Annotated in this window: 21 protein-coding genes and 2 pseudogenes; 17 read left to right on the forward strand and 6 right to left on the reverse strand. The window is 70.3% G+C overall.

What is annotated here, in order from left to right; translation table 11 throughout:
* Positions 1 to 13 precede the first annotated feature (13 nt).
* Positions 14 to 946 carry a glutaminase gene (locus ACIOJD_RS10340; RefSeq protein WP_401910635.1) on the reverse strand — a complete coding sequence of 311 codons (933 nt, stop codon included), beginning with the start codon at positions 944 to 946 and terminating at the stop codon, positions 14 to 16.
* 190 nt (positions 947 to 1,136) lie between these two features.
* Between ACIOJD_RS10340 and ACIOJD_RS10345 the strand changes: the two genes are divergently transcribed.
* The 7 genes from ACIOJD_RS10345 to ACIOJD_RS10375 all read left to right on the forward strand — a co-directional run bounded on the left by ACIOJD_RS10345 (position 1,137) and on the right by ACIOJD_RS10375 (position 5,729).
* Positions 1,137 to 2,348, forward strand: coding sequence for a helix-turn-helix domain-containing protein (locus tag ACIOJD_RS10345; protein ID WP_401910637.1), 1,212 nt, complete (start codon positions 1,137 to 1,139; stop codon positions 2,346 to 2,348).
* 105 nt (positions 2,349 to 2,453) lie between these two features.
* On the forward strand, positions 2,454 to 2,588 hold the full coding sequence (locus ACIOJD_RS10350) for a hypothetical protein (protein WP_401910640.1): 135 nt from the start codon (positions 2,454 to 2,456) through the stop codon (positions 2,586 to 2,588).
* 35 nt (positions 2,589 to 2,623) lie between these two features.
* Positions 2,624 to 3,022 carry a hypothetical protein gene (locus ACIOJD_RS10355; protein ID WP_401910641.1) on the forward strand — a complete coding sequence of 133 codons (399 nt, stop codon included), beginning with the start codon at positions 2,624 to 2,626 and terminating at the stop codon, positions 3,020 to 3,022.
* The gene (locus ACIOJD_RS10360) at positions 3,019 to 3,240 is read left to right on the forward strand and encodes a hypothetical protein (protein ID WP_401910643.1); all 222 of its coding nucleotides are present in this window, start codon (positions 3,019 to 3,021) and stop codon (positions 3,238 to 3,240) included. Before ACIOJD_RS10355 ends, ACIOJD_RS10360 begins: the two co-directional genes overlap by 4 nt.
* A 350-nt stretch (positions 3,241 to 3,590) precedes the next feature.
* Positions 3,591 to 4,793 carry a helix-turn-helix domain-containing protein gene (locus tag ACIOJD_RS10365; RefSeq protein WP_401910646.1) on the forward strand — a complete coding sequence of 401 codons (1,203 nt, stop codon included), beginning with the start codon at positions 3,591 to 3,593 and terminating at the stop codon, positions 4,791 to 4,793.
* Positions 4,794 to 4,896: 103 nt separating this feature from the next.
* Positions 4,897 to 5,511, forward strand: coding sequence for a hypothetical protein (locus tag ACIOJD_RS10370; protein ID WP_401910648.1), 615 nt, complete (start codon positions 4,897 to 4,899; stop codon positions 5,509 to 5,511).
* Positions 5,508 to 5,729 (forward strand): hypothetical protein, encoded by a 222-nt coding sequence (locus ACIOJD_RS10375; RefSeq protein ID WP_401910649.1) that lies wholly within the window; start codon positions 5,508 to 5,510, stop codon positions 5,727 to 5,729. The genes ACIOJD_RS10370 and ACIOJD_RS10375 overlap by 4 nt, the downstream gene beginning before the upstream one ends.
* A 163-nt stretch (positions 5,730 to 5,892) precedes the next feature.
* Here the strand turns inward: ACIOJD_RS10375 and ACIOJD_RS10380 are convergent, their stop codons facing one another.
* From ACIOJD_RS10380 to ACIOJD_RS10390, 3 genes are all read right to left on the reverse strand, one after another.
* Positions 5,893 to 6,060 (reverse strand): hypothetical protein, encoded by a 168-nt coding sequence (locus tag ACIOJD_RS10380; protein ID WP_401910651.1) that lies wholly within the window; start codon positions 6,058 to 6,060, stop codon positions 5,893 to 5,895.
* A 28-nt stretch (positions 6,061 to 6,088) separates the two neighbouring features.
* A complete protein-coding gene (locus ACIOJD_RS10385; protein WP_401910653.1) occupies positions 6,089 to 7,144 on the reverse strand; it encodes a phosphatase PAP2 family protein in 1,056 nt (351 codons plus the stop codon).
* A 123-nt stretch (positions 7,145 to 7,267) separates the two neighbouring features.
* On the reverse strand, positions 7,268 to 8,311 hold the full coding sequence (locus ACIOJD_RS10390; RefSeq protein ID WP_401910656.1) for a LacI family DNA-binding transcriptional regulator: 1,044 nt from the start codon (positions 8,309 to 8,311) through the stop codon (positions 7,268 to 7,270).
* A gap of 346 nt (positions 8,312 to 8,657) precedes the next feature.
* On the opposite strand from ACIOJD_RS10390, the gene ACIOJD_RS10395 reads away from it, so the two are divergent.
* The 9 genes and pseudogenes from ACIOJD_RS10395 to ACIOJD_RS10435 all read left to right on the forward strand — a co-directional run bounded on the left by ACIOJD_RS10395 (position 8,658) and on the right by ACIOJD_RS10435 (position 21,497).
* Positions 8,658 to 9,935 carry an extracellular solute-binding protein gene (locus tag ACIOJD_RS10395; protein ID WP_401910658.1) on the forward strand — a complete coding sequence of 426 codons (1,278 nt, stop codon included), beginning with the start codon at positions 8,658 to 8,660 and terminating at the stop codon, positions 9,933 to 9,935.
* Positions 9,936 to 9,990: 55 nt separating this feature from the next.
* Entirely contained in the window at positions 9,991 to 11,043 is a 1,053-nt protein-coding gene (locus ACIOJD_RS10400; RefSeq protein ID WP_401910661.1) for a carbohydrate ABC transporter permease, read from the forward strand.
* 67 nt (positions 11,044 to 11,110) lie between these two features.
* Complete coding sequence (locus tag ACIOJD_RS10405) at positions 11,111 to 11,971, forward strand: sugar ABC transporter permease (RefSeq protein ID WP_401911708.1); 861 nt, start codon at positions 11,111 to 11,113, stop codon at positions 11,969 to 11,971.
* Positions 11,972 to 12,161: 190 nt separating this feature from the next.
* On the forward strand, positions 12,162 to 13,847 hold the full coding sequence (locus ACIOJD_RS10410) for an alpha-amylase family glycosyl hydrolase (RefSeq protein WP_401911711.1): 1,686 nt from the start codon (positions 12,162 to 12,164) through the stop codon (positions 13,845 to 13,847).
* Positions 13,835 to 14,002: a hypothetical protein gene (locus tag ACIOJD_RS10415; protein ID WP_401910664.1), complete on the forward strand. Its 168-nt coding sequence runs from the start codon at positions 13,835 to 13,837 to the stop codon at positions 14,000 to 14,002. Before ACIOJD_RS10410 ends, ACIOJD_RS10415 begins: the two co-directional genes overlap by 13 nt.
* Positions 14,003 to 14,130: 128 nt before the next feature.
* Positions 14,131 to 15,534: pseudogene (locus tag ACIOJD_RS10420) on the forward strand (alpha-amylase family protein); the annotation flags it as partial.
* A gap of 152 nt (positions 15,535 to 15,686) precedes the next feature.
* Positions 15,687 to 18,200, forward strand: a pseudogene (gene pulA, locus ACIOJD_RS10425) (pullulanase-type alpha-1,6-glucosidase); the annotation flags it as partial.
* A 154-nt stretch (positions 18,201 to 18,354) separates the two neighbouring features.
* On the forward strand, positions 18,355 to 20,697 hold the full coding sequence (locus ACIOJD_RS10430; RefSeq protein ID WP_401911714.1) for an ATP-binding protein: 2,343 nt from the start codon (positions 18,355 to 18,357) through the stop codon (positions 20,695 to 20,697).
* 116 nt (positions 20,698 to 20,813) lie between these two features.
* Positions 20,814 to 21,497: a DUF4230 domain-containing protein gene (locus ACIOJD_RS10435; protein WP_401910667.1), complete on the forward strand. Its 684-nt coding sequence runs from the start codon at positions 20,814 to 20,816 to the stop codon at positions 21,495 to 21,497.
* Here the strand turns inward: ACIOJD_RS10435 and ACIOJD_RS10440 are convergent.
* Positions 21,488 to 22,267, reverse strand: a complete 780-nt coding sequence (locus ACIOJD_RS10440; RefSeq protein WP_401910668.1) for a TetR/AcrR family transcriptional regulator — start codon at positions 22,265 to 22,267, stop codon at positions 21,488 to 21,490. The two genes, ACIOJD_RS10435 and ACIOJD_RS10440, sit on opposite strands and share 10 nt — an antisense overlap.
* Before the next feature lie 52 nt (positions 22,268 to 22,319).
* Between ACIOJD_RS10440 and ACIOJD_RS10445 the strand changes: the two genes are divergently transcribed.
* Positions 22,320 to 22,634, forward strand: coding sequence for a hypothetical protein (locus tag ACIOJD_RS10445; protein WP_401910670.1), 315 nt, complete (start codon positions 22,320 to 22,322; stop codon positions 22,632 to 22,634).
* Positions 22,635 to 22,663: 29 nt separating this feature from the next.
* On the opposite strand, the gene ACIOJD_RS10450 is transcribed toward ACIOJD_RS10445, so the two are convergent.
* Complete coding sequence (locus ACIOJD_RS10450) at positions 22,664 to 24,781, reverse strand: hypothetical protein (protein WP_401910673.1); 2,118 nt, start codon at positions 24,779 to 24,781, stop codon at positions 22,664 to 22,666.
* Between the last annotated feature and the right edge of the window lie 56 nt (positions 24,782 to 24,837).

Below are 24,837 nucleotides of genomic sequence, written 5' to 3' on the forward strand. Positions count from 1 at the left end.
ACGGTCACAACGGTCAGAACACCGACCAGCCGGAGGCCGTGGTGAACGCGTCCAGCGCGGCGACCGCCGCGACGGAGTTCCCGACCTTGTCGAGGCTCGGGCCCCACGCGCACAGCGCGGCGCGTCCGGGCAGGATGGCCACGATGCCGCCGCCCACCCCGCTCTTGCCGGGCAGCCCGACCCGGAAGGCGAACTCGCCCGCCGCGTCGTAGGCCCCGCAGGTGAGCAGGACCGCGTTGATCCTCTTGGCATCGCTGCCCGGCATCAGCCGGGACCCGTCGGCGCGCAGCCCGTGCCGGGCCAGGAAGCGCCCGGCCAGGGCGAGATCGCGGCAGCTGGCGGCGATGGAGCACTGCGCGTAGTACCGGTCCAGGACGGTCTCGACCGGGTTCTCCAGATTGCCGTGGCTGGCGATGAAGTGGGCCAGCGCAGCGTTGCGGTGACCATGCTCGGCCTCCGAGGCGGCCACCACCGGGTCGGTGTCGAGCAGCGGATTGCCGGACTCCTGACGCAGGAAGTCGCGCACGGCCCCGGCGGCGTCACCGGTCAGGCTCTGAAGCCGGTCGGTGACCACGAGCGCGCCCGCGTTGATGAACGGGTTGCGCGGGATGCCGTTCTCCTTCTCCAGCTGGACCAGCGAATTGAAGGGATTGCCGGACGGCTCGCGCCCCACCCCGCGCCAGAGCTGGTGCTCGCGGTGCGTGAGGACCAGCGCGAGGCTGAAGAGCTTGGACACGCTCTGGATGGAGAACGACTGTTCCCAGTCGCCGACGCCGTACAGATCACCGTCGACCGTCGCCAGGGCCATGCCGAACGCGTTCGGATCCGCCGTGGCGAGCGCCGGTATGTAGTCGGCGACACGTCCCTGGCCTGCGGTTCTTTCCGCCGCGGCCATCGCTGTGTGGAGGAGTTCCTGGTAGTCGGTCGGGCCGGACGTCATCTGCATGTCCGGATCCTCTCAGAAGGGCCCGGTACGTCCAGGGGCCGGGATCGTCGTCATTCAGTTCGGTTACGGCGACCGGACGGCAAGTCGACCCGGACTACGGCCTCCCCGGTGAGCGAGGGACGAGGCGATGCTGCCCAGAGCCGACCGGGCGTACCGTTCCGAGTGTCCAGGTCCGAACGGAGGCCCCAGCATGCCCGAGCCCACCGACATCCACATCGGAGCCCGCATCGCGTCCCGCCGAAAGCTGGCCGGATATACGCAGCGGCAGCTTGCCGAGCATTCACACCTCTCCCTCGGCACGATCCGCAAGGTCGAACGTGGGGAACGCCAGCCGACTCCCAGCGTCCTTGCCGGTGTCGCACGCGTCTTGCACGTGACCGTCGAAGACCTGACGGGCCAGCCCTACCGGGACCTCCCTCAGGACGAACAGGTACATGCCCCCATCGCCAACGTGCGGGCGGCTCTGCGGCATTGGGACCTGCCCGCCGACTGGTTCACCCAGCCCCGCCCCCTGTCCGCACTTCGCGACGATCTACAGGCCGTGACCGAGCATCGTGTACGCGGCCGTCTCACCCGCCTCGGCGAGGCGCTGCCCGCGCTGCTCGAAGAGCTGACCGCGTCCGTGCACCTCCGCACGGGCAAGGAACGGCGGCAGGCCGCGCGGTTGCTCTCGCTCGCCTACGACCTCGCCCATACGCTCACCTACCGGCTCGGGTACCCGGACCTGCGCGGGCAGGTGGAGGAGCGTCTGCGGTGGGCCGCTGGTCTCACCGGGGATCCCGTGCTCGTTGCGCTCGCCGAGTACAAGAGGGTCGAGACGTTCAAGTCCGCGCACGAGTACGGCGCCGGTCTGCACGTGCTGGAAGCCGCGCGTGAGCGGCTGGCCGACGAGGGGAGAGGGCGAGGCGCAGAGAGCCTGACGATTCTCGGTGGCATGCGGCTGAGGGAAGTCACCTTGGCGTCCAGGAAACACGACATGGCAGCCACGGAGCACCACCTGGAAGAGGCACGGACCCTGCTGGACCAGTTGCCGCGTGCCGCAGACCAACGGCATCACAGCGTCGTGTTCGGCAAGGGCAATCTCGCGATCCATGAGATCCAGGCCCGGCTCGAACTCCAGCAGGTGTCGGAGGCCGACAAGGTCATCGGCAGGAACAGGACGCTGCCGGGCACGGTGCCGCCGACCCGGGTGAGCGCGTATCACATCAACGTCGCCAGAGTGCATATCGCTGCCGACCGACGGGAAGCGGCCCTCGCGCACCTCCAGCATGCCAGGCAGGCCGCGCCGCAGGTGACGAGGTACAAGCCGATGGCGCGGGACGCCGCGCTCCTGCTGATGATGAAGTACCGAAGGACGACAGAGGAGCTGCGCGCACTCAATACGTGGTTCGGTCTGGAGTAGTCAAGCTGACCAAGCGTCAAAAGTACCCCAATCTGGGGTACTTCAACTGGCGCCCGGTCGGAACCATGTGACGGGAGCAGTACACACCGTCACATGGAGCCGAGTATGACGCACACCGCCCCCGGGGCCGAGGCAGCAGCGATCTCCCGCTGGCTGACGTCCACCACCCGCCATCCCGACATCGCCGAACAGGACTGGGCGGACGGCCGCCCGGCCATCCTGCGGACGGGCATCCTGTAACCGCCCCGGACGAGGTCGCTCGTGCCCTGGCCGAGGTGCTCGACGGCCCCGTGGTGTGCCACCCGGGCGCCTGGTATTACGCGCTGGTACCCGCTGGGACGTGCGAGATCTGGATGTCCCCGTGTGCCGCCGTGCGTGGCCGGGGCGGATGGCTCGGCGTCCCCAGAGTGGACCGTACGGAGCCCGCGCCGGTCGATCCCTACTGGGCCGTCGCCGTCGAGCGGATCAACCGGCTGTGCTCGCCGGCGGCGGTGGCCGAACTGCTGCACACCGGCCGCGAACGGTGCGAAGGGCGGGAGCACTCGGCGGCTTACATCGCGGTCCTGGAGCACGCCGAGGAGTGCACCGCGTGCGCCACGGCCACCACCGCCGCACCCTCCACCTGCACCGTCGGCGCCCGGCTGCGCGAAGTGGAACGGAGGGCCCGGCCGTGAACGGCATCCGGCCCGCCGCCCCCAACCGGGCGCCCCTGTGCGACTACTGCGGCCACGTCCAGGACGCTCTCACCGTCGTCGGCGTCGTCCACTCGGCCAGCGGACCCGGGCGGGCCGTACATGCCTGCCGGTCCTGCTGCGCCTCGCGCCGCCTCGTCCCCCTGGCCGAGCACCCGGCCGACAGCCCGGGGCTGGTACTTGTGAGGCCCCGCCGCTGACCTCGACTCCCGCTCGCCGCTGTTCACTCGTGGAGAGCGGGGCACTACCGCCCCGGTCGGTCACCTTTCCGCGTAGGGACTGGTCGTACTACCGGGCCTCCGTGCGCGAGGTGAACCCCATTTCCCGTCTCGCGGGCATTTCCGTACACGAGCCGCCCCGGCCTGCTGCTCGGCCTGCGAGGTTCTTCGAACTCGATCTGTTCGTCCTTCAGTTCGATCACCCCGACCGTGGCGTAGACGCCCCGGCATGTGAAACGCCCCGGCCCCCGGTGAGCGGGGGACGAGGCGATGCAACCCGGAGCCGACCGGGCGTACCGTGCTGGGTGTCACCGCAGAACGGAGAGTTCAGCATGCCGCAGAGCCCTCAAGAGCACACCGGCGTACGGATCGCGGACTACCGCAAGATCCGGCAGATGACACAGACGGCCCTGGCACAGCGTGCCTTCCTCGCCCGCAGCACCGTCGCCAAGGTGGAGGCCGGCCTCTCGCCCGCCACCCCCACCGTCGTTGCCGCGCTCGCCCGCGCCCTCCAGGTCGACACCGCCGTGCTCTACGGCCAGCCCTATATCTCCGAGATGCGGCAGGACCATCTCGACCGGCTCATCAGTCCGCTGTCCGAGGCGCTCGATCTGCACGACCTGGGCCCCGACCCGGACGTCAGGCCGCGTGCGACCGAGCAGATCGCGGCCGACGTGAAGGCTCTGTGCGCGAGGTCGTGCGCGACGGAGTACAAGGGGGTCGGCACTGAACTGCCCGGCCTGGTAGGTGAACTGACCACCGCGGTCGCCCTGCTCAGCGGTGAAGAGCGGCGACGTGCCAGCGAATCCCTCGCCTGGGCCTACTGGGTCTCGTACGAATTCGCCTACCGGCTCGGCTACCACCACCTCGCGGCGCTCGCGCTGGAGCGCATGGGCTGGATGGCTGAGCAGGCGCAGGACCCGCTCCTCCTCGCCGTCCGCCTGACCAAACGCAGCAGCATGCTCCTTCGCCGAGGCGACAACCGGATGTCGCTGCGGATCATCGAGCGCGGGCACGCATTGGTCGAACAGTCCGATGGACGGCGGCCGGTGGAGGAACTCGCCGTTTCCGGCAGCCTCCATCTGGCCTCCGCGATCGCGGCAGCGCAGGCTCGGAACGGGGACCAGGTCACCGGCTACCTCGGGCTTGCCAGGAGGGCGGCCGACGAGATCGGCCGGGATGTGCCCACCGCGTACTGGACGTCCTTCGGCAAGACGAACGTCCAGCACTACGAGGTCGCGACGCGGGTGGAGCTCGGAAAACTGGGGGAGGCGGTGAAGGAGGCCGGGCAACTGCGTTTTCCCGCCGGGCATCCGAAGATGCGACTGGGCCGCTACTACATGGAGATGGGCCGGGCATACGCGCAGATGGGGCGTTCCGACGCGTCGTATCGATCGCTGCGCCGGGCCCGTGAGGTAGCCCCGCAACAGGCCCGCTATCACCCGCTGATGCGCGAGACGATCGGCACGCTCGTCCGGCGCCAGCGCCGGGCCTCTGATTCCCTGTCCTCCATGGCCGCCTGGGTGGGCATGTAGCACAGCGCACCACCCCGACTGTTCCCGGGACGGGAACACCACGGGGCCCGCCAGGTCGGAACCATGTGACGGGAGCCGTACACACCGTCACATGGAGCCGACGATGACGCAGTCCGCATCCGGGACCGACACCGCGATCTCGCGGTGGCTGACGTCCACCACCCGCCATCCCGACATCGCCGAGCAGGACTGGGCGGACGGCCGCCCGGCCATCCTTCGGACCGGCATCCTGTATGACGCCGTGCGCATGCCCGTGCAACTGGTGCACGCCGCCGTCCGAAGCACCGTCCCGGTCGAGGTCGCTCGTGCCCTGGCCGAGGTGCTCGACGGCCCCGTGGTGTGCCACCCGGGCGCCTGGTATTACGCGCTGGTACCCGCTGGGACGTGCGAGATCTGGATGTCCCCGTGTGCCGCCGTGCGTGGCCGGGGCGGATGGCTCGGCGTCCCCAGAGTGGACCGTACGGAGCCCGCGCCGGTCGATCCCTACTGGGCCGTCGCCGTCGAGCGGATCAACCGGCTGTGCTCGCCGGCGGCGGTGGCCGAACTGCTGCACACCGGCCGCGAACGGTGCGAAGGGCGGGAGCACTCGGCGGCTTACATCGCGGTCCTGGAGCACGCCGAGGAGTGCACCGCGTGCGCCACGGCCACCACCGCCGCACCCTCCACCTGCACCGTCGGCGCCCGGCTGCGCGAAGTGGAACGGAGGGCCCGGCCGTGAACGGCATCCGGCCCGCCGCCCCCAACCGGGCGCCCCTGTGCGACTACTGCGGCCACGTCCAGGACGCTCTCACCGTCGTCGGCGTCGTCCACTCGGCCAGCGGACCCGGGCGGGCCGTACATGCCTGCGGGCCGTGTCGCGCCTCGCGCCGCCTCGTCCCCCTGGCCGAGCACCCCGCCGACAGCCTGGGGCTCGTACTCGTCGAACCGCGTCGCTGACCTCCCCCGCTCGCCGCTGTCGGCCAGCGGCGGGCGGGTCGGCATTACCGTTCGTCCTGCGGTCGGATCATCCCCCCCGCGTGCACCTGGAGAACCCGATTTCCCGTCTCACGGGCATTCCCGTACACGAGCCCCCCGCCCGCGCGGGGAACACCGCGTCTGTCTAGTTCTGGATGTCCGAGCCTCCGAAGACCGCGGCGTGTTCCAGCACGTCTTCCATCGGATCGTCGATCTGCCCGATGCTGACGAGCGTGAGTCCCTGTGCGGTCCCGTTGCCGTCCGCGACTGCTGTTCCCGCGGCCACAGCACTGAAGGTCACTACGAATGACATGACGGTCATCATCTTTTTCATGGAGGGTTCAACGAGAGCAGCCCTTGTCGGATGCGGGACAGGCGCCAACTCGGGCGGTCGGTTCCGGGCGTTCGATCCGGCGCGGCAAGCGGTGGGGCAGGGATCCGTACCAGGCGTACGAGACCGCGAAGCCGAAGGCCAGGCAGATCATGCCGCCCACCGCGTCCAGCCAGAAGTGGTTCGCGGTGGCGACGATGACCAGCAGGGTGAGCGCTGGGTAGAGCAGGCCGAGGATCTTTGCCCAAGGGGCCTTGGCCAGCGCGAAGATGATCAGGCCGCACCAGAGCGACCAGCCGATGTGCATCGACGGCATGGCCGCGTACTGGTTCGACATGCTCTTGAGGTTGCCCGAGGCCATCGAGCCCCAGGTCTGGTGATGGACCACCGTGTCGATGAAGTGCTCCCCGGTCATCAGGCGCGGCGGTGCCAGGGGGTAGAAGTAGTAGCCGACCAGGGCCACCGCCGTGGTCGCGAAGAGCACCAGACGCGCGGCGGCGTAGCGGCCGGGGTGGCGGCGGAAGAGCCAGATCAGGACGCCGATCGTGACGATGAAGTGCAGCGTCGCGTAGTAGTAGTTCATGCCCACGATCAGCCATGTCACCGAATTCAGCGCGTGGTTGACGGACTGCTCGACCGCGATGCCCAGATGGTGTTCCATCCGCCAGATCCAGTCGGCGTTCTCCAGGGCTTTGGTCTTCTGCTCCGGGACCGCGTTGCGGATGAGGGAGTACGTCCAGTAGCTCACCGCGATCAGCAGGATCTCGAACCAGATACGCGGGCGGCGCGGTGATCTGAGGGACTGGAGTCTGCTCAGCCGGGTGGGGGTGTCCACGATGGGGTGGGCGGGCTCGGTGAGTGTCTCGGCCGTGGCCCCGACGGTGTCCTTCGCGTCGGTGGGCCCGGCAGCCGTAACCGCGGTCGTATCCGCAGCCGTATCCGTGTCTACGTGCGCGTCCCCGCGTTCCTCCGTGTGCGCATCCGTCCCCATGGCCGCCTCGTCGGTGAAGGGTGACGGGGTGGCCGCCGATCGGCCTGCCTGCATCTTCACGGTAGATTCACCCATAGTGCGAGAGTCTGCCAGATTTCCGTCTCCTGGCCGATCATCCCAGCGACGGGTTCGGACCGCATTCGCTACGCCTCAGGGAGTACTCCGCGACCCTCATATTCGTGGGGGTACGAAGGGCGGTCAGGGGGTTGTGCCGGGCGTCGGACCCGGGGGCGGGCCCGAAGCGGTTGAACCGCGTACCACCAGCTCCGGCATGAAGACGAACTCGCTGTGCGGCGCCGGTGTGCCGCCGATTTCCTCCAGGAGCGTGCGGACCGCCGCCTGGCCCATCGACGGCACCGGCTTGCGGATCGTCGTCAGGGGCGGGTCCGTGAACGCTATGAGGGGGGAGTCGTCGAAGCCGACCACCGACAGGTCGCGCGGTACCTCCAGGCCCGCTCGGCGCGCGGCCCTGATCGCGCCGAGCGCCATCATGTCGCTCGCGCACACCACCGCCGTACAGCCGTGTTTTATCAGCGCGGAGGCGGCGGCCTGGCCGCCCTCCAGGGTGAACAGGGACTGCTGGATCAGTTCCTCGGTCTCCTCCGGAGGCAGGCCCAGCAGCTCCGTCACCGTGGCACGGAAGCCCTCGATCTTGCGGAGCACCGGGACGAAGCGCTTGGGGCCGACGGCCAGGCCGATCCGCTGGTGGCCCAGTGAGACCAGATGGGTCACCGCGAGCCGCATCGCCGCACGGTCGTCGGGCGAGATGAAGGGTGCCTGGACCTTCGGCGAGAAGCCGTCCACCAGTACGAACGGCACGCCCTGGGCGCGCAGTTTCTCGTACCGCCGCATGTCGGCGGACGTGTCCGCGTGCAGGCCGGAGACGAAGATGATCCCGGAGACGTCCCGTTCGACGAGCATCTCCGTCAGCTCGTCCTCCGTCGATCCGCCGGGGGTCTGCGTCGCCAGTACGGGGGTGTAGCCCTGCCGGGTCAGCGCCTGGCCGATGACCTGGGCCAGGGCCGGGAAGATGGGGTTGTCCAGCTCCGGGGTGATCAGGCCGACCAGTCCGGCGCTGCGGCGGCGGAGCCGTACGGGGCGTTCGTAGCCGAGGACGTCGAGCGCGGCGAGTACGGACTCGCGGGTGGTCGTCGCAACCCCCGGTTTGCCGTTCAGAACGCGGCTGACCGTCGCTTCGCTGACCCCCGCCTGGGTTGCGATATCGGCAAGCCGTGCGGTCATGGGAGTGGACTGTACCGGGCGTCTGTCGGATTGCACACCGCGCGGGGGACCGGTCCGGCGCAAGCTCTTGCAATATCTTGCGAAACCTTCCTGCTCGTCTTGCTCCCGGGTTGCGTACGGCGTCGATCGCGCTGTCCGGCCCAGGACATCGGCCTCGGCGTCAACTTGGAGGCCGGCTTGGTCGTACGGCTGGAGTGTGAACCGTAATCGGCGGGACACGTGCCGGTAACGATCCACCTTCCTTGCGGAAATCTTCCGCAAGGTCTTTCGGCCTTCTTGCATCGCTGTTACTTTCACGTCCGACCCGGCGCCGCGACGGAGCGGTACGGCAGTTGAAGGAGTTCGGATGCGACGTGGCATAACGGCCACCGCCCTGGCCGCGACCCTGGCCCTCGCGGCGACCGCCTGCGGCAGTGACGGCGAGTCGGGCAACGGCAAGAGCGCGGGCGGCGAGCTGTCCGGCACGGTCACGTGGTGGGACACCTCGACCGTCGGCAGCGAGGACAAGGTCTTCAAGAAGCTCGCCGAGGGCTTCACGAAGAAGCACCCGAAGGTCAGGGTCAGCTATGTGAACGTGCCCTTCGGCGAGGCCCAGAACAAGTTCAAGAACGCCGCGCAGTCCGGCTCCGGCGCCCCCGACGTGATCCGCTCCGAGGTCGCCTGGACCCCCGAATTCGCTGATCTCGGCTACCTCGCGCCACTGGACGGCACCCCCGCGCTCAAGAACGAGAAGGACTTCCTGGGGCAGGCCGCCGCCTCGACCGAGTACAACGACAAGACGTATGCCGTGCCGCAGGTCATCGACTCCATGGGCATCTTCTACAACAAGAAGATCTTCAAGGACGCGGGCGTCGAAGTACCCAAGACCGTGGGCGAGTTGAAGACCGTATCGAAGAAGATCAAGGACAAGACCGGGAAGACCGGCCTGTATCTGCGCGGTGACGACGCCTACTGGTTCCTGTCGTTCCTGTATGGCGAGGGCGGCAACCTGGTCGACGCTCGGAGCAAGACCGTCACCGTCGACAACGCGGCCGGAGTCAAGGCCATGACCGTGGTCAAGGACCTGGTCGACTCCGGTGCCGCCAAGACCGACGCCACCGACGGCTGGGAGAACATGCAGTCGTCGTTCCGGGACGGCAAGGTCGCGATGATGATCAACGGTCCGTGGGCCGTCGCCGACACGTACACCGGAGCGCAGTTCAAGAACGACAAGGCCAACCTGGGCATCGCGCCCGTACCGGCCGGGTCCGTCGAGCAGGGCGCGCCGCAGGGCGGTCACAACCTCGCGGTGTACGCGGGCTCCAAGAACCTCGACGCCTCCTACGCGTTCACCGAGTACATGACGTCCGCCGAGAGCCAGGCCACCGCCGCCAAGGAGTTGAGCCTGCTCCCGACCCGCACCTCCGTCTACGCCATGCCGGGCGTCGCGGACAACGAGATCGTCGGCTTCTTCAAGCCCGTGGTCGACAAGGCCATCGAGCGGCCCTGGATCCCGGAGACCGGCAGCCTGTTCGCGCCGCTGGTGACCGAGTACACCAAGGTGCTGACCGGCCAGACCACCCCGGAGAAGGGCGTCAAGGGGACCGGCGACTCGTACCGCAAGCTGCTCAAGGGCTGGAAGTAGCGGACGTAGCGGAACCGGCAGAAGTAACGGAACCAACGGAAAGGCGGGGCGGCTGATGGCTGTGCACACCGGCCAGTCGGGGGCGTCGGTCACGGGCGACGACCTCGCCCGTGACCAGGGCCGCAGCACTGGCAAAGCAACGGGCAGGGCGAGCGGCGGTCCGCCGGGCCCGCTCCGCGCGTCCGAACGGCTCCGGCGGGGCCTGGCGACCCACTGGTACGCCTGGACCATGGTCGCCCCGGTGGTGGCCGTGATCGGCGTGATCATCGGCTACCCGCTGGTCCGCGGCGTCTACCTCTCGCTCACCGACGCCAACGAGCGCAACGTCGAGCGCAGCATCGGCGTCAACCACCTGCCCGCCACCTACGAGTTCGTCGGACTCGACAACTACACCGAAGCACTGACGGGTGGTCAGTTCCTGTCGACGCTCGGCTGGACGCTGGTGTGGACGGCTCTCTGCGTCAGTGTGACCTTCGGGCTGGGGCTGGCCCTGGCGAACATCCTCAACCGCCGTATCGCAGGCCGCTCCTTCTACCGGATGCTGCTGATCCTGCCCTGGGCCGTACCGGGCTTCGTGTCCGTCTTCGCCTGGCGCTTCCTCTACAACGAGGACCGCGGCTTCCTCAACAAGCTGCTGGCGGGCGGCGGCATCGACGCCGTGCCCTGGCTCAACGACCCGACCTGGGCGAAATTCTCGGTCATCGCCGTCAACATCTGGCTCGGTGTGCCCTTCATGATGGTCGCGCTGCTCGGCGGACTCCAGTCCATCCCGGGCGAGATGTACGAGGCGGCCGAGATGGACGGCGCGGGCGCCTGGCAGCGGTTCCGCCACATCACCATGCCGGGGCTGCGCCCGGTCAGTACGACCGTGATCCTGCTTTCCACCATCTGGACGTTCAACATGTTCCCGGTGATCTTCCTGCTGACCCGTGGCGGGCCCGGCGAGGCCACCCAGATCCTGGTCACCCAGGCGTACAAGTTCTCCTTCGAGATCAGCCCGCGCGACTTCGCGCAGTCCTCCACCTGGGGCGTGCTGATTCTCGTCCTCCTCATGCTCTTCGCCGCCGTCTACCGGCGTGTCCTCCGCCAGCAGGGAGACACGTGGTGACCACCCAGCAAGGAGGTACGTGGTGACCGCCACCACCGCCGGTCCCGACACGGCCGCCGCCACCGACATCACCACAGGCCGGCCCACGGTCAACACCCCACGCCGTGGCCGCCGTTCACCACTCGCCTCCGTCGCGCTGCACAGCACGCTCGTCGTCGCGTCCCTGATCGCGGTCTTCCCGGTGCTGTGGGTCTTCCTGACCTCGCTCAAGCCGGCGAGCTACGCGACCACCACGGACTTCTTCAAAGACACCACGTTCGAGAACTACACCAACCTCCTGCGCGACACCCCGTTCCTCACCTGGTTCGGCAACTCGCTGCTCATCGCGGGCCTCACCACCCTGCTCGGGGTGTTCGTGGCCGCCACCACCGGCTATGCCGTCAGCCGCTTCCGCTTCCCCGGAAAACGCGGGCTGATGTGGACGCTGCTCATCACCCAGATGTTCCCGGTCGCCGTCCTCATCGTGCCGATCTACAACATCATGGCGGGCCTCGGGCTGCTCAACCGGTCCGCCGGGCTGGTGATCACGTACCTCACGATCGCCGTGCCGTTCTGCGCCTGGATGATGAAGGGCTTCTTCGACACCATCCCCCGGGAGATCGACGAGTCCGGCATGGTGGACGGGCTGACACCGTTCGGCACCTTCTTCCGGCTGATCCTGCCGCTCGCCAAGCCGGGGCTCGCGGTGACCGCGTTCTACTCGTTCATCACCGCCTGGGGCGAAGTCGCCTACGCCTCCGCCTTCATGGTCGGCGACGAGAACCTCACGCTCGCCGGCGGGCTCCAGAAATTCGTCAACCAGTACGGCGCCCAGTGGGGCCCGATGACCGCCGCGTCCGTGCTCATCGCCGTCCCCGCCGCGCTCGTGTTCCTCTTCGCCCAGCGCCATCTGGTCACCGGCATGTCCGCCGGTGCCGTCAAGGGATAGTCCTCCCATTCCACCAGAACCCCTAAAGGCTGAACGGCTCTTGCCCGTACCACCGAGTTCGTACGACGCCGATGACCACGGCGACGACCACGCCGAGAACCACGGCGACGATCACGCCGATGACGACGGCGGAGCCCAGGACCCACCGGGCCCGGCTCCGCTTCCCGCACCCAGACACTCCAGGGACGACATGACCCAGCACCTCGCTGCCCCTCTCACCGGCACGTCCGACGACGCCCCGGGCCACCCCCGTACGGGCTGGTGGCAGGACGCGGTGATCTACCAGGTCTATCCGCGCAGTTTCGCCGACGGCGACGGCGACGGAATGGGCGATCTCGACGGAGTACGGCGCCGGCTCCCGTACCTCAGGGATCTGGGCGTCGACGCCGTCTGGCTCAGCCCGTTCTACGCCTCCCCGCAGGCCGACGCGGGCTACGACGTGGCCGACTACCGCGCCATCGACCCGATGTTCGGCACGCTCCTGGACGCCGACGCGCTGATCCGTGACGCCCACGAACTCGGCCTGCGCATCATCGTGGACCTGGTGCCCAACCACTCGTCCGAGGAACACGAGTGGTTCAAGCGGGCGCTGCGCGAAGGCCCGGGATCCGCGCTGCGCGAGCGCTACCACTTCCTTCCCGGAAAGGGCGCCGACGGCGAACTCCCGCCCAACGACTGGGAGTCCATCTTCGGCGGCCCCGCCTGGACCAGGACCACCGACCCGGACGGCACCCCCGGCGACTGGTATCTGCATCTCTTCGCCCCCGAGCAGCCCGACTTCAACTGGGACCACCCGGCCGTCGCCGACGAGTTCCGCTCGATCCTGCGCTTCTGGCTGGACATGGGCGTGGACGGCTTCCGCGTCGATGTCGCGCACGGCCTGGTCAAGGCGCCGGGACTGCCCGACCTCGGCCCGGCGGGACAGGTCAGGCTGCTCGGTGGTGGCGACGGTGCCACACCGTTCTTCGACCAGGACGGTGTGCACGAGATCTACCGGCAGTGGCGGACGATCCTCGACGAGTACCCGGGGGACCGGATCGCCGTCGCCGAGGCCTGGACCCCGACCGTCGAGCGCACGGCACACTACGTACGCCCCGACGAACTGCACCAGGCCTTCAACTTCCAGTACCTGAGCACTTCGTGGGACGGCCCGGCACTGCGCGAGGTCATCGAGGTCTCGCTGGCCGCGATGCGCCCCGTCGGCGCCCCCGCCACCTGGGTGCTGTCCAACCACGACGTGACCCGGCACGCCACCCGGTTCGCGGGGCCGCCCGGCTGCGGCACTCAGACCCGGGAGGCCGGAGACCGGGAACTCGGGCTGCGACGGGCCCGCGCGGCGACGCTGCTGATGCTGGCGCTGCCAGGCTCCGCGTACATCTACCAGGGCGAGGAACTCGGCCTGCCCGACGTCACCGACCTGCCCGACGAGGCCAGGCAGGACCCGTCGTACTTCCGCGCGGACGGCCAGGACGGCTTCCGCGACGGGTGCCGGGTGCCCATCCCCTGGGCGCGGGAGGGGAGTTCGTACGGTTTCGGCAGCGGCGGCAGCTGGCTTCCGCAGCCGGACAGCTGGGGCGCACTGAGCGTCGAGGCGCAGACCGGCGACCCCGGCTCCACCCTGGAGCTGTACCGGACGGCGCTGAGGGTGCGCGCGGAGCACCCGGGGCTGGGCGCGGGCAGCGCGGTGGAGTGGCTGGACGCGCCCGAGGGGGTGCTGGTGTTCGCCCGGCCCGGCTTCGTCTGCACGGTCAACACGACGGGCAGGGCGGTACGGATCCCGGCGCGCGGCGCGCTGCTGCTGGCGAGCGCGCCGATGACGACCGACGGCGCGGAGGCCGTACTGCCCGCCGACACTACGGCGTGGTGGACGGTCTGACGACCCTCCTGCCGGAGGACACGGGCGCGGGCGTGGGAGGCGGCGGCACTGTCTTCCCGTCCGGGCCTCGCCCACACGGTGTCGTACGCGGCTCCACCGCTGTGCTCGTCGTACGCGGCTCCATCGCCGGGGTCCGTACGGAACAGACGTCCTGAGGTTTCCGAGGCACAGCACGTTCCCGAGGGGCAGCACGTTTCCGAGGCACTGCGCCACCCGTACCGCCGTACCGCCGCACACCCGCACATCCCCATCCCCATCCCCCACCAGCGTTGTTGGAGGAATCATGGCTCGCGGAACCCTGGCAGCCGCTCTCGCCCTCGTGGCCGGCGCCGCCGTCGCCCTCACGGTTCCCGCCGGGACCGCGCAGGCGGCGCCACCCGGCAGCAAGGACGTCACCGCCGTACTGTTCGAGTGGAGGTTCGACTCCATAGCCAAGGCGTGCAAGGACACCCTCGGCCCGGCCGGTTACGGCTACGTACAGGTCTCGCCGCCCCAGGAGCACATCCAGGGCGGCCAGTGGTGGACCTCGTACCAGCCCGTCAGCTACAGGATCGCCGGACGGCTCGGTGACCGCGCCGCCTTCTCCGACATGATCAGCGCCTGCCACTCGGCGGGCGTCAAGGTCGTCGCCGACAGCGTCATCAACCACATGGCGGCCGGGGACGGAACCGGCACCGGCGGCTCCTCGTACACCAAGTACACCTACCCCGGCATCTACTCGGGCGCCGACCTGGACGACTGCCGGTCGTCGATCAACAACTACAACGACCGCGCCAACGTCCAGAACTGCGAACTGGTCGGCCTCGCCGACCTCGACACCGGCGAGGACTACGTACGCGGCCGGATCGCGGCGTACCTGAACGACCTGCTCTCCCTCGGCGTCGACGGCTTCCGGATCGACGCGGCCAAACACATGCCGGCCGGCGACCTCGCCAACATCAAGAGCAGGCTGAGCAGTCCGGGTGCCTACTGGAAGCAGGAGGCCATCTACGGCGCGGGTGAGGCCGTGTCGCCGAGCGAGTACCTCGGCACCGGAGACGTCCAGGAATTCAGGTACGCCCGCGACCTGAAGCGGGTCTTCAACAACGAGAACCTCGCCTACCTGAAGAACTACGGCGAGGGCTGGGGCTACATGGAGTCGGGCAGGTCCGCCGTCTTCGTCGACAACCACGACACCGAGCGCGGCGGCGACACCCTCAGCTACAAGGACGGCGCGAACTACACACTCGCCAACGTCTTCATGCTGGCCTGGCTGTACGGCACGCCCGATGTGCACTCCGGATACGAGTTCACCGACCGGGACGCGGGTCCGCCCAACGGCGGTACGGTCAACGCCTGTTACAGCGACGGCTGGAAGTGCCAGCACGCCTGGCGCGAGATCTCGTCCATGGTCGGCTTCCGGAACACCACCCGGGGCGAGGCCGTCACCGACTGGTGGGACAACGGCGCCGACCAGATCGCCTTCGGCCGGGGCTCCAAGGGGTATGTGGCCATCAACCACGAGAGCTCCGCGCTGACCCGTACGTTCCAGACGTCGCTGCCCGGCGGTGTCTACTGCGACGTGCAGACCGGCAACGGGGTGACGGTGAACGGTTCGGGGCAGTTCACGGCGACGCTCGGCTCGAACACGGCGGTCGCTCTGCACGCGAGTGCCCGTACCTGTTCGGCGGCCTCCGCCACCTCACCGCGGCTGTCCGAGGATCCCGCGTGATACGCCCGCTCCGGTCACGGGCCACGACTGCCGTCGCCCTCCTCGTGTGCGCGGTATTGGCGCCCGCGCCTTCGGCCGCCGCCACCGAGCCCGCGACCGCGCATGAGCAGCCGTCCGCGCCCGTCACGTCCGAGGCCCAGTGGATCGACGCCGACACCGTCGTCTGGAGGGTGGCGGCGAGTGCCGCTACCACCCAGTGGGTGGAGTACGAAGGCGGCCGGCTGTCCCTCGTACCGTCCGCGCTCACCGACGCGCAAAAGGCGAAGTACCCGCATCTCAAGGACTATCCGGCCTTCACCACGGAGATACGGGACCACTCACGGGTCCGTGAATCACTGCGCGGGCGGCTCACCGTCACCCAGCGGGCCGCCGACGGCACCCTGCTCGCCGCGACCGGCGTACAGACGCAGGGCGTCCTCGACGATCTCTACAGCGCGCGGGCCCTCAAGGCGTCGCTCGGCCCGGTGTTCGCGCACGGCCGCCCGACCCTCTCCCTCTGGGCGCCCACCGCCCGTACCGTCTCCCTCGAACTCGACGGCCGTACGGTCCCCATGGCGCGCGACGACGCCTCCGGCGTCTGGTCGGTGAGCGGCCCGGAGAGCTGGGCGGGCAAGCCGTACCGGTACGCCGTGACGGTCTGGGCGCCCAGCGTCCGCGAGACCGTCACCAACAAGGTCACCGACCCGTACTCCACGGCGCTCACCACGGACTCGGCGCGCAGCCTCGTCGTGGACCTGGCCGACCCCGCGCTGGCGCCCGAGGGCTGGTCCACCCTGCGCAAGCCCGCCGCCGTACCGCTGCGCGACGCGCAGATCCAGGAGCTGCACATCCGCGACTTCTCCGTCGCGGACCCCACCTCCCGCCACCCCGGCACCTACCTGGCCTTCACGGACACCGGCTCCGACGGCATGCGCCATCTGCGCCGACTCGCCGCCTCCGGCACCTCGTACGTCCATCTCCTGCCGGCGTCCGACATCGGCACCATCCCCGAGCGCGCCTCCGAACAGGCCGCGCCCGCCTGCGACTTGAGTGTGTACGCACCCGACTCCGCCGAGCAGCAGGCCTGTGTCGCGAAGACCGCCGCGAAGGACGCGTACAACTGGGGGTACGACCCGCTCCACTACACCGTGCCCGAGGGGTCCTACGCCACCGACCCGGAAGGGACGCGCCGTACGGTCGAGTTCCGGCAGATGGTGCGCGCGCTCAACGGCGCCGGGCTGCGCACGGTCATGGACGTGGTCTACAACCACACCGTGGCCTCCGGCCAGGACGAGAAGTCCGTCCTCGACCGGATCGTGCCCGGCTACTACCAGCGGCTGCGGGCGGACGGCTCCGTCGACACCTCCACCTGCTGCGCCGACACCGCGACCGAGAACGCGATGATGGGCAGGCTCGTGGTCGACTCGATCGTCACCTGGGCGCGGGAGTACAAGGTCGACGGTTTCCGCTTCGACCTGATGGGACACCATCCGAAGGCCAATATCCTCGCCGTACGGAAGGCGCTGGACGCGCTGACCCCCGCCGAGGACGGCGTCGACGGCAAGAAGATCGTCCTCTACGGCGAGGGGTGGAACTTCGGCGAGATCGCCGACGACGCCCGCTTCGTCCAGGCCACCCAGCGGAACATGGCGGGCACCGGCATCGCGACCTTCTCCGACCGGGCCCGCGACGCGGTGCGCGGCGGCGGTCCCTTCGACGCCGACCCGGGCGTCCAGGGCTTCGCCTCCGGCCTCTTCACCGACCCCAACCCGGCCTCCGCCAACGGCACTCCGGCGCAGCAGAGGGCCCGGCTGCTGCACTACCAGGACCTGATCAAGGTGGGGCTGACCGGCAGCCTCGCCGGCTACTCCTTCACCGACACCGCCGGGCGTACGGTCCGGGGCTCGGAGGTCGACTACAACGGCGCACCGGCCGGTTACGCGGCAGCTCCCGGCGACGCGCTCGCCTACGCGGACGCGCACGACAACGAGTCGCTGTACGACGCTCTCGCCTTCAAACTGCCGCCGACGGTGACGGCCGCCGACCGTTCCCGTATGCAGGTGCTCGCCCTCGCCACCGCCGCACTCTCGCAGGGGCCGTCGCTCTCCCAGGCCGGTACGGACCTGCTGCGCTCCAAGTCGCTCGACCGCAACTCGTACGACAGCGGCGACTGGTTCAACGCGATCCACTGGGACTGCCGGAACGGCAACGGCTTCGGGCGGGGTCTGCCACCGGCCGCCGACAACCAGGACAAATGGCCTTACGCGGCACCCCTGTTGACGGCGCCGGGGCTCACGGTCGGCTGCCCGCAGATCACCGGGGCGTCCGCCGCGTACCGGGACCTGCTGCGGATCCGCACCACGGAGCGGGCCTTCAGCCTCACCTCGACGGACGCGGTCCAGTCCGCGCTCTCCTTCCCGTTGTCCGGGCCGGAGGAGACACCTGGGGTCATCACCATGATGCTCGGCAACCTGGTGGTGGTGTTCAACGCGACCCCGGAGACGCTGAGTCAGCGGGTGGCGGGGCTCGCGGGGCGGCCGTACGGGCTGCACCGGATCCAGGCCCGGGGAGCGGACCGTACGGTCAAGGGGTCGTCCTACGAACGGAGTTCGGGCACTTTCACCGTGCCCGCGCGGACGGTGGCGGTCTTCGCGGCGCGTTAAAGGTGAGTGGGGTGAGTGAGGCGTGACGGCGTGGGGCGGGAGAGGCTGGTTGGTGATGTGAACCGACCGCGCAGGGGCAACTCCCGGTCGTTTCTGTCTGTTTCGCATCGTGCGTGCCGGACCCGGACCTCAACTGGTCCAGACTGTACCCGTGGTGGGGAACATTCCCGAAGAGAAGACCAGTTTCGTAGGGCGCAGGACCGAACTGGTCCTCCTGGAACGCGCACTTGACGAGCACCGGCTGATCACACTGACCGGTAGTGGAGGTGTGGGCAAGAGCAGACTGGCGCTGCGCGCCGCCGAACGCGCGGCGCGGCGCGCGGCGGGGCTGCCCGCCGGGCCGCCGGGCGGGCTCCCGGACTTGATTCCGGGCATACGGCGCGGCTGCGCGCATGTGCGGCCGGACAGTCCCCGGACCGGCGGCCTGGGCGCACGCACCGGGGACGGCGCTTCGTCGGGAGAGGTCTCACGGCGAGGCGGCGCGCGGGGGAGTGGTCAGCGGGAAGGCGGCCCGCGCGGACGCCATCCCGACGGAGTGTGGTGGGCCGACCTGTCACCGCTCTACGACGACCGGCTGCTGCTCAGTACGGTCTCCGACGCCGTCGGGCTCTGTGACCACTCCCTGCGACGGCCCGTCGAGGCCCTCTGCGAATGGCTCGCGGACCGGCGGCTGCTGCTCGTCCTCGACTCCTGCGAACGGCTGGTGCCCGCCTGCGGACACCTGGTCGGCGAGTTGCTCACCGCCGCCCCCGGGCTCACCGTCCTCACCACCAGCCGGCAGTCCCTGGGAGCCAAGGGCGAACACCTCATCGACGTACCGCCCCTGCCGCTGGACGGCAGGGGCAGCGACGAGATCCTCCGGCTCTTCCGCGACCGCGCCGCGCACGCCGCGCCCCGGGTGTCCCTGGACGACCCGGTGACCGCCGAGGCCGCCGCCCGGATCTGCCAGCGGCTGGAAGGCATCCCGCTCGCGGTCGAACTCGCCTGCGCCCGGCTCGACGAGAACTCCGTCGAGCAGATCGCCGCCCGGCTCACCTCCCGGTTCACGAACCGCCTCGACCTCCTCACCAACGAGAACGTCTGGCCCCAGCGCCATCGCGCCCTGCGCACCGCCATCGGCTGGAGCCACGAGCTGTGCGCCCCGCTCGAACGCCTGCTGTGGGCCCGGCTCTCTGTCTTCCGCGGCGGGTTCGGGGAGGCCGCCGCGCGGGCGGTCTGCGCGGGCGGGCCGCTCTCCGCGGACGGGGTGACCAAGGCCCTGGCCGGGCTCGTGGCCCAGTCCGTCCTGCGACAGGACGGCGACCACTACCGGATGCTCGACACCCTCCGGGAGTACGGCGCCATGTGGCTGGCGGAGCTGGGTGAGGAACATCTGCTCGCCGGGCGGCACGCCACCCACTTCGCCGGCCTGGTCCGGCAGGCCGACACCGGCTGGGCCGGACCCGAACAGGTCGCCTGGTACGCGCGGATCGGTGACGCCCACGCGGACCTGTGCGCCGCGCTCGACCATCTCCTGGCAGCGGACCCGGAAGCGGCCGTGGAGATGGCGGGCCGCGTGGGGTTCTTCTGGAGCTGCCGCGGCCATCTGCACGAGGCCCGGATCTACCTGGAACGCGCCCTCAGCGCACGCGAGGCCCCGGTGGCGGACCATTCCCCCGGGCACACTCCCGCGCCGGACCGCGTCCCCGGGCTGGACCATCCCCCCGGGCCGGACGACGCCTCCGGGCCGGACCGTACCCGCGCGCTCTGGGCTCTCGGTATCACCGTCCTGCTCCAGGGCGACCACGAGGGCGCCCGGCGGTTCGGCGAGCGCTGCGGTATGGCCGCGTGGCGTGACCAGGACCCCGACGCCATGCTGGACGCGGCCTATCTGATCAGCTTCACCTGTCTGCTGACGGGCCGCCCGCAGGCCGCCCACACCGTGTCCGACCAGGCGCTGCGGTCCCATCCGGGTGCCCCCTTCGACTCCGCGTCCCAGCTGCGCTGCCGGATGGTCCGGATCTTCGCGCTCACCGCCCTGGACCGGCTCGACGAGGCGGGCGAGGAAGCCATGGAGCTGCGGAAGGTCTGCCTGGAGCACGGCGAGTGCTGGACCCGTTCCTACGCCGACTACCAACTCGCCCTGGTGCACCTGCTCCAGAACCGTCCGTACGAGGCCGAGGCACACGCCCGCTCGATGGTCAGCGGAAGGGAGCGACTGCGCGACAGCTTCGGTATCGCCCTCGGTCTCGATCTGCTGGCGGCGGCCGTCGCCGCGCAGGGCGACGGCGAACGGGCCGCGCACGCGTACGGCACCGGGCAGGCCTTCTGGCGCATGGTCGGCCATCCCCTGCGGGGCACCCCGGAACTCGCCCCGGTCCGCGAGGAGTGCGAACGGCAGGCACGCGAGGCGGCCGGGAGCCCGGCGTACGAGGACGCGTTCCACCGCGGCCTGGTGGACGACGGGGAGAGCGGACTGGCCCGCGCGCTGCGGGGTCATCTGCCGTCGGACCTCTGAACAGCCGTACAGGACAAGGGAGTCGGGTCGGGGTTCATCGCGTGTTCACGCGCATGTGACGGTGCGAACGCCGGGGCGGCCGTGTGAACCCCGGCTCTCCGGGACATCCGGTAGGTATGACGTCCACCGACGTGAAACCGGAAGACAGCCGGAACCAGCGGCGCGAATCGCGCCTGCCCTGGTGGGGCAAGCTGCCCATCGCCCTCGTCGTCGTGGCCGCCCTGCTCTTCCTCGGCAGCCGGCTCGACCTGATGCCCGGATTCGGCGACGTTTTCGGAGAGGAGACCAATGACCGTACGGGACCGACTCTGCTCAAATCCATCCAGGATCTGGACCGGTATGAGGCGGCCTCGGGCAACTTCCAGGTCGTGGTCGACCTGGAGAAGGACGCCAAGTATCTGCCGGACGCGATCCGGGGCACCCGGACCCTCTACGTGGGGGCCGGCACGGTCGGTTCGTACGTCGACTTCGGCGGTGTCGGGGAGGGCAGCGTCCGGACCGACAAGGAGCGCACCTCGGCGACGATTCGGCTGCCGCACGCGAAGCTGGGCAAACCGGCGCTGGACCCGGAGCGTTCGTACGCCGTGTCCAAGGAGCGCGGGCTGCTCGACCGGCTCGGGGACCTCTTCTCCGACAACCCGGCCGACGAGCGGGCCGTGAACAAACTGGCCGCACGGCACATCGGGGAAGCGGCCGAGGAGAGTGAACTCATCACCCGCGCCGAGAAGAACACCACGAGCATGCTGGAGGGGCTGCTGCGCTCCCTGGGCTTCACCGAGGTACGCGTGATCTACACGTGAACGCGCTGACCGGGTAGTTCCGTCGGCCCCGCCGATTCCGTCGGCGGCGCCGATTCGGACGGCTGCGCCGACTCCGCCAGTTCCATGCCCAGCCGGGTGAGCCGGCCGACCAGGTCCCCGTAGGGGCCGTCGGCCGGTTCGTCCGCGAGGACACGGAGCAGGATCGCGGCCATCTCCTCGTCGTACGCCGCGCTCACGGAGGCCAGCGCGGCGAAGTCGTGCACCAGCTGCCACTCCAGCTCGGCACGCGGGATCCGCCGCCCGTCGAGCCAGATCAGTGCCGTCGACTCGGCCAGCGACACCCAGGAACGGACGACCAACTCCAGCCGCGCGGGCGGCTGTCCGACCCCGAGATGGGCCACGATCTGTTCGTACGCGGCCTGCCGCACCTGGCTGATCATCGCGGTCGCGGTGGACGCGCCGACGGCCGGCCCGCCCCGCATCAGCGCGAAGAAACCGGCGCCGTGCTCGTCGACGAAGTCGAAGAACCGTTTCATGACCCGGTGCAGCCGCGCCCCGAGCGGGCCTTCGCGCGGCTCCAGGAACCTGGTCGCCAAGTCGTCGGCCGCCCGGCGCAGGGCGGCCTCGTACAGGCTCTGTTTGCCGGGGAAGTAGTGGTAGACGAGCGGCCGGGAGATACCGGCCGCCGCCGCGATCTCGTCGATCGAGACATCGTCGGGGGAGCGGTGGCTGAACAGCTCCAGCGCTACACCGATCAGCTGTTGCTTCCGCTCTTCGACGCCCATCCTGCGGCGCACCCCGGTGGTCATACCAACAGCCTAACCGGCCGCTTCCGCAGGATGTCCGTTACGCTCCCGATCCATGAGCGCATCTGACCAGGACGAGTCCGCCGGCACACCGATACCGGAGCCGGACGGCAGCGGCCTGACGCCCCGTCAGGCGAGACTGGTCCGGATCGCGTTGGCATCGGTACTGCTGGCCGCACTGGCGGTGTTGCTGGTGGTGAGGCTGGCGGAGCGCACGTCGGTCCTGGTGGTGGGAGTGTACGGACTGGCGATGATCCTGTGCGGTGTGGTGATCGAACTGAGCAGGCACGGGCGTACGCGGCTGGGCACGTGGTTGCTGGGAGCGGGCCTGGCGGCGGCGTTGGGCGCGGACTGGCTGCTGCTGCCCTGAGACCGGCCGGCGATGGGGGCGCGAGGGTGTCAGCGCAGTGTGTTCACCCGCGTACCGTCCGCCTCCCGTCCGGACAACTCGGCGTCGGCGCCCTGCCTGGCCCGCGCCGCCAGGACATTGCCGCGCGCGCTTCCCTTCACCCCGCCCGACAGCTCCAGCGACCTCAACCGCTCGTTGCCCGCCGCCAGTACGTACCACTGCCCGCCCCGCGACTTCCACAACACGCCCGCCAGGACCCGGGGATCGCGGACCCCGCAGGCCGGTGAGTCCTCCGCCCGCGCGGCGATCGCCCCCGGGGTCGCCTTCCGCGTCGGTGCCTGGAACTGGGCCATGACCCGGCTTCCCGTGCCGCGCCACGTCTCGGCGCGGGTGCACAGCCAGGCCGCGGTGCCGTTGGACTCGGGCAGGGACTGGGTGGCGTACTGCCAGGAGTTCACGGACCGCACGCCGTGCGACCGTACCGTCGGCAACAGGCAGGCCGTCCGCGCCCAGGCCGCACGGTCGGCGGCGCCGGCCACGTCCGTCGGGGCGGACGGTGGCCCGGACGTCAGCCGCGCCGGGATCATTTCGCCGAGGTCGGTGAGCAGTCGGTCCGTACCTCCGTTGTCGCTGTCCCCGGTGTTCGCGCCGGGTACCTCCAGTGTGTTCCAGGACCGGCAGTCCCGTGCCGTCGCCGGACTCGCCAGAGGTTCCGTCACCCCGTCCGCGTCGCGGCGCAGCGGGCGCGCGGGCGCGGTCGGGGCGAGGAGGTCCCGTACGCCGGTACGACGTACCCAAGGGGCCGTCAGATAACGGACGTTGCCGTCGGAGCGGCCCACGACCAGGGCGTCCGACGCCGTGTCGTCCGCACCGTCGACCCGCGCGAAGTCCAGGGCCGCGACCTTGCCTCCGTCCGCCGGCTCCGCGTACCGCACGACCCGCAGACCGTCGTGGAAGAGGACCACGGACGCCCCGTCGACCGTGCCCGCGTACAGCAGTTGCGGCGGTCCCATCGGCGGTCCCGACGGGGTGGCGGGGGTCGCGGACACGTGCACCGACGCACCGGGCCCGGCCCAGACGGCCAGCGCGCGGCGCAGCAGGGCGCGGTCGTCGGCCAGTGGCCCACGGGTGGGCCAGACGGAGAAGTCCGTACGGGAGGAGGTCCGCCACGCGGCGGGCGCGATCCGCCGTACCCGGCCCGGGTCGAGGGCCGATCGCACCGCCGCGTTCCGGGCGTACGCGGGCGCCGCCGCGCCGTCCGGGCCCCAGCCGCCGCCCGGCAGTGCGAGGAGTGTGCCGCAGAGGAGCACGGCCGCGACGGCGGCGACCGTGGTCTTGGCGCGCCGACGGCGGATCATCAGATCGGTGGGCCTGGCCTGGAGGGAGCACGGATCGAACTCGGGTGAGCGCAGCAGCGCGACGGTGTCCAGGTGTCCGGCCGTGCGTGTTGCTTCGGTTGCCTCAGGAGCCCCAGCCGCTCCGTTGGCCCATGGCTCCCCAGCCGCTTCGTTGGCCCACGGCTCCCCAGCCGTCCCAGCCGTCCCGGGTGGCTCCGCCGTCAGGACGCTGTCGGCCTCGGCGAGCGCGGCGTCCATGTCCAGGTCTTCGCCGTCGGCCGCCACCGCGCCGAGTACGTGCCGTACGTCCTCGGCGGACAGTCCGTCCAGACCGCGCAGGACGAGCGCCGCGCGGGCCGGGCCGGTCATCCGGGACAGCCGCTGGTCCAGGGCGAGTTCGTCGGCCCCGCCCGAGCGCGGGAACAGCCGCAGGCCCCATACGTGCGGCAGCAGCGGCGGCAGTTGGGCCCGCCGGGGCCGGGCGAGCCGGCGCAGCGGACGCCCGGCGTCGAGCGCCTGCCGGAGCACGCGCTCACGCACGTACAGATAGCCGGGGTTCCGTACGGCCACGGTCCCCGCCGTGCGGCGCGGCGCGGTGAGCCCGGACGGGCCGGCCGCCGTACGGCCGCGTGGCAGCGAACGCTGCACCAGCGCGTGCGCGGTCAGGACACGCCGGTTGCGGCCGAGCGACGGCGGCAGGACGAGATAGGCGATCCGCACGAGACGCGGATAGTGCTCTACGAGGGCCGCCTCGGCCTGCTCGACGCCGACGGGCGCGGCGGCGGACACGTCAGGGGTGGCGGGGGCGGTGACGGCGTTGTCTGGGGGCACGTTGAGCAGAACGAGCGATTGGTCCGATGGTCACCTCGGCCCGACCGCCACCTCGG

The organism is Streptomyces sp. NPDC088116, assembly GCF_044741745.1.
Taxonomy (GTDB): domain Bacteria; phylum Actinomycetota; class Actinomycetes; order Streptomycetales; family Streptomycetaceae; genus Streptomyces.

Excerpts from the sequence above, each read along its gene's own strand:
- ACIOJD_RS10340 (WP_401910635.1), bottom strand. The coding sequence starts at position 946 with ATGCAGATGACGTCCGGCCCGACCGACTACCAGGAACTCCTCCACACA.
- ACIOJD_RS10345 (WP_401910637.1), top strand. The coding sequence starts at position 1,137 with ATGCCCGAGCCCACCGACATCCACATCGGAGCCCGCATCGCGTCCCGC.
- ACIOJD_RS10350 (WP_401910640.1), top strand. The coding sequence starts at position 2,454 with ATGACGCACACCGCCCCCGGGGCCGAGGCAGCAGCGATCTCCCGCTGG.
- ACIOJD_RS10365 (WP_401910646.1), top strand. The coding sequence starts at position 3,591 with ATGCCGCAGAGCCCTCAAGAGCACACCGGCGTACGGATCGCGGACTAC.
- ACIOJD_RS10370 (WP_401910648.1), top strand. The coding sequence starts at position 4,897 with ATGACGCAGTCCGCATCCGGGACCGACACCGCGATCTCGCGGTGGCTG.
- ACIOJD_RS10380 (WP_401910651.1), bottom strand. The coding sequence starts at position 6,060 with ATGTCATTCGTAGTGACCTTCAGTGCTGTGGCCGCGGGAACAGCAGTC.
- ACIOJD_RS10385 (WP_401910653.1), bottom strand. The coding sequence starts at position 7,144 with ATGGGTGAATCTACCGTGAAGATGCAGGCAGGCCGATCGGCGGCCACC.
- ACIOJD_RS10390 (WP_401910656.1), bottom strand. The coding sequence starts at position 8,311 with ATGACCGCACGGCTTGCCGATATCGCAACCCAGGCGGGGGTCAGCGAA.
- ACIOJD_RS10395 (WP_401910658.1), top strand. The coding sequence starts at position 8,658 with ATGCGACGTGGCATAACGGCCACCGCCCTGGCCGCGACCCTGGCCCTC.
- ACIOJD_RS10400 (WP_401910661.1), top strand. The coding sequence starts at position 9,991 with ATGGCTGTGCACACCGGCCAGTCGGGGGCGTCGGTCACGGGCGACGAC.
- ACIOJD_RS10410 (WP_401911711.1), top strand. The coding sequence starts at position 12,162 with ATGACCCAGCACCTCGCTGCCCCTCTCACCGGCACGTCCGACGACGCC.
- ACIOJD_RS10435 (WP_401910667.1), top strand. The coding sequence starts at position 20,814 with ATGACGTCCACCGACGTGAAACCGGAAGACAGCCGGAACCAGCGGCGC.
- ACIOJD_RS10440 (WP_401910668.1), bottom strand. The coding sequence starts at position 22,267 with ATGACCACCGGGGTGCGCCGCAGGATGGGCGTCGAAGAGCGGAAGCAA.
- ACIOJD_RS10445 (WP_401910670.1), top strand. The coding sequence starts at position 22,320 with ATGAGCGCATCTGACCAGGACGAGTCCGCCGGCACACCGATACCGGAG.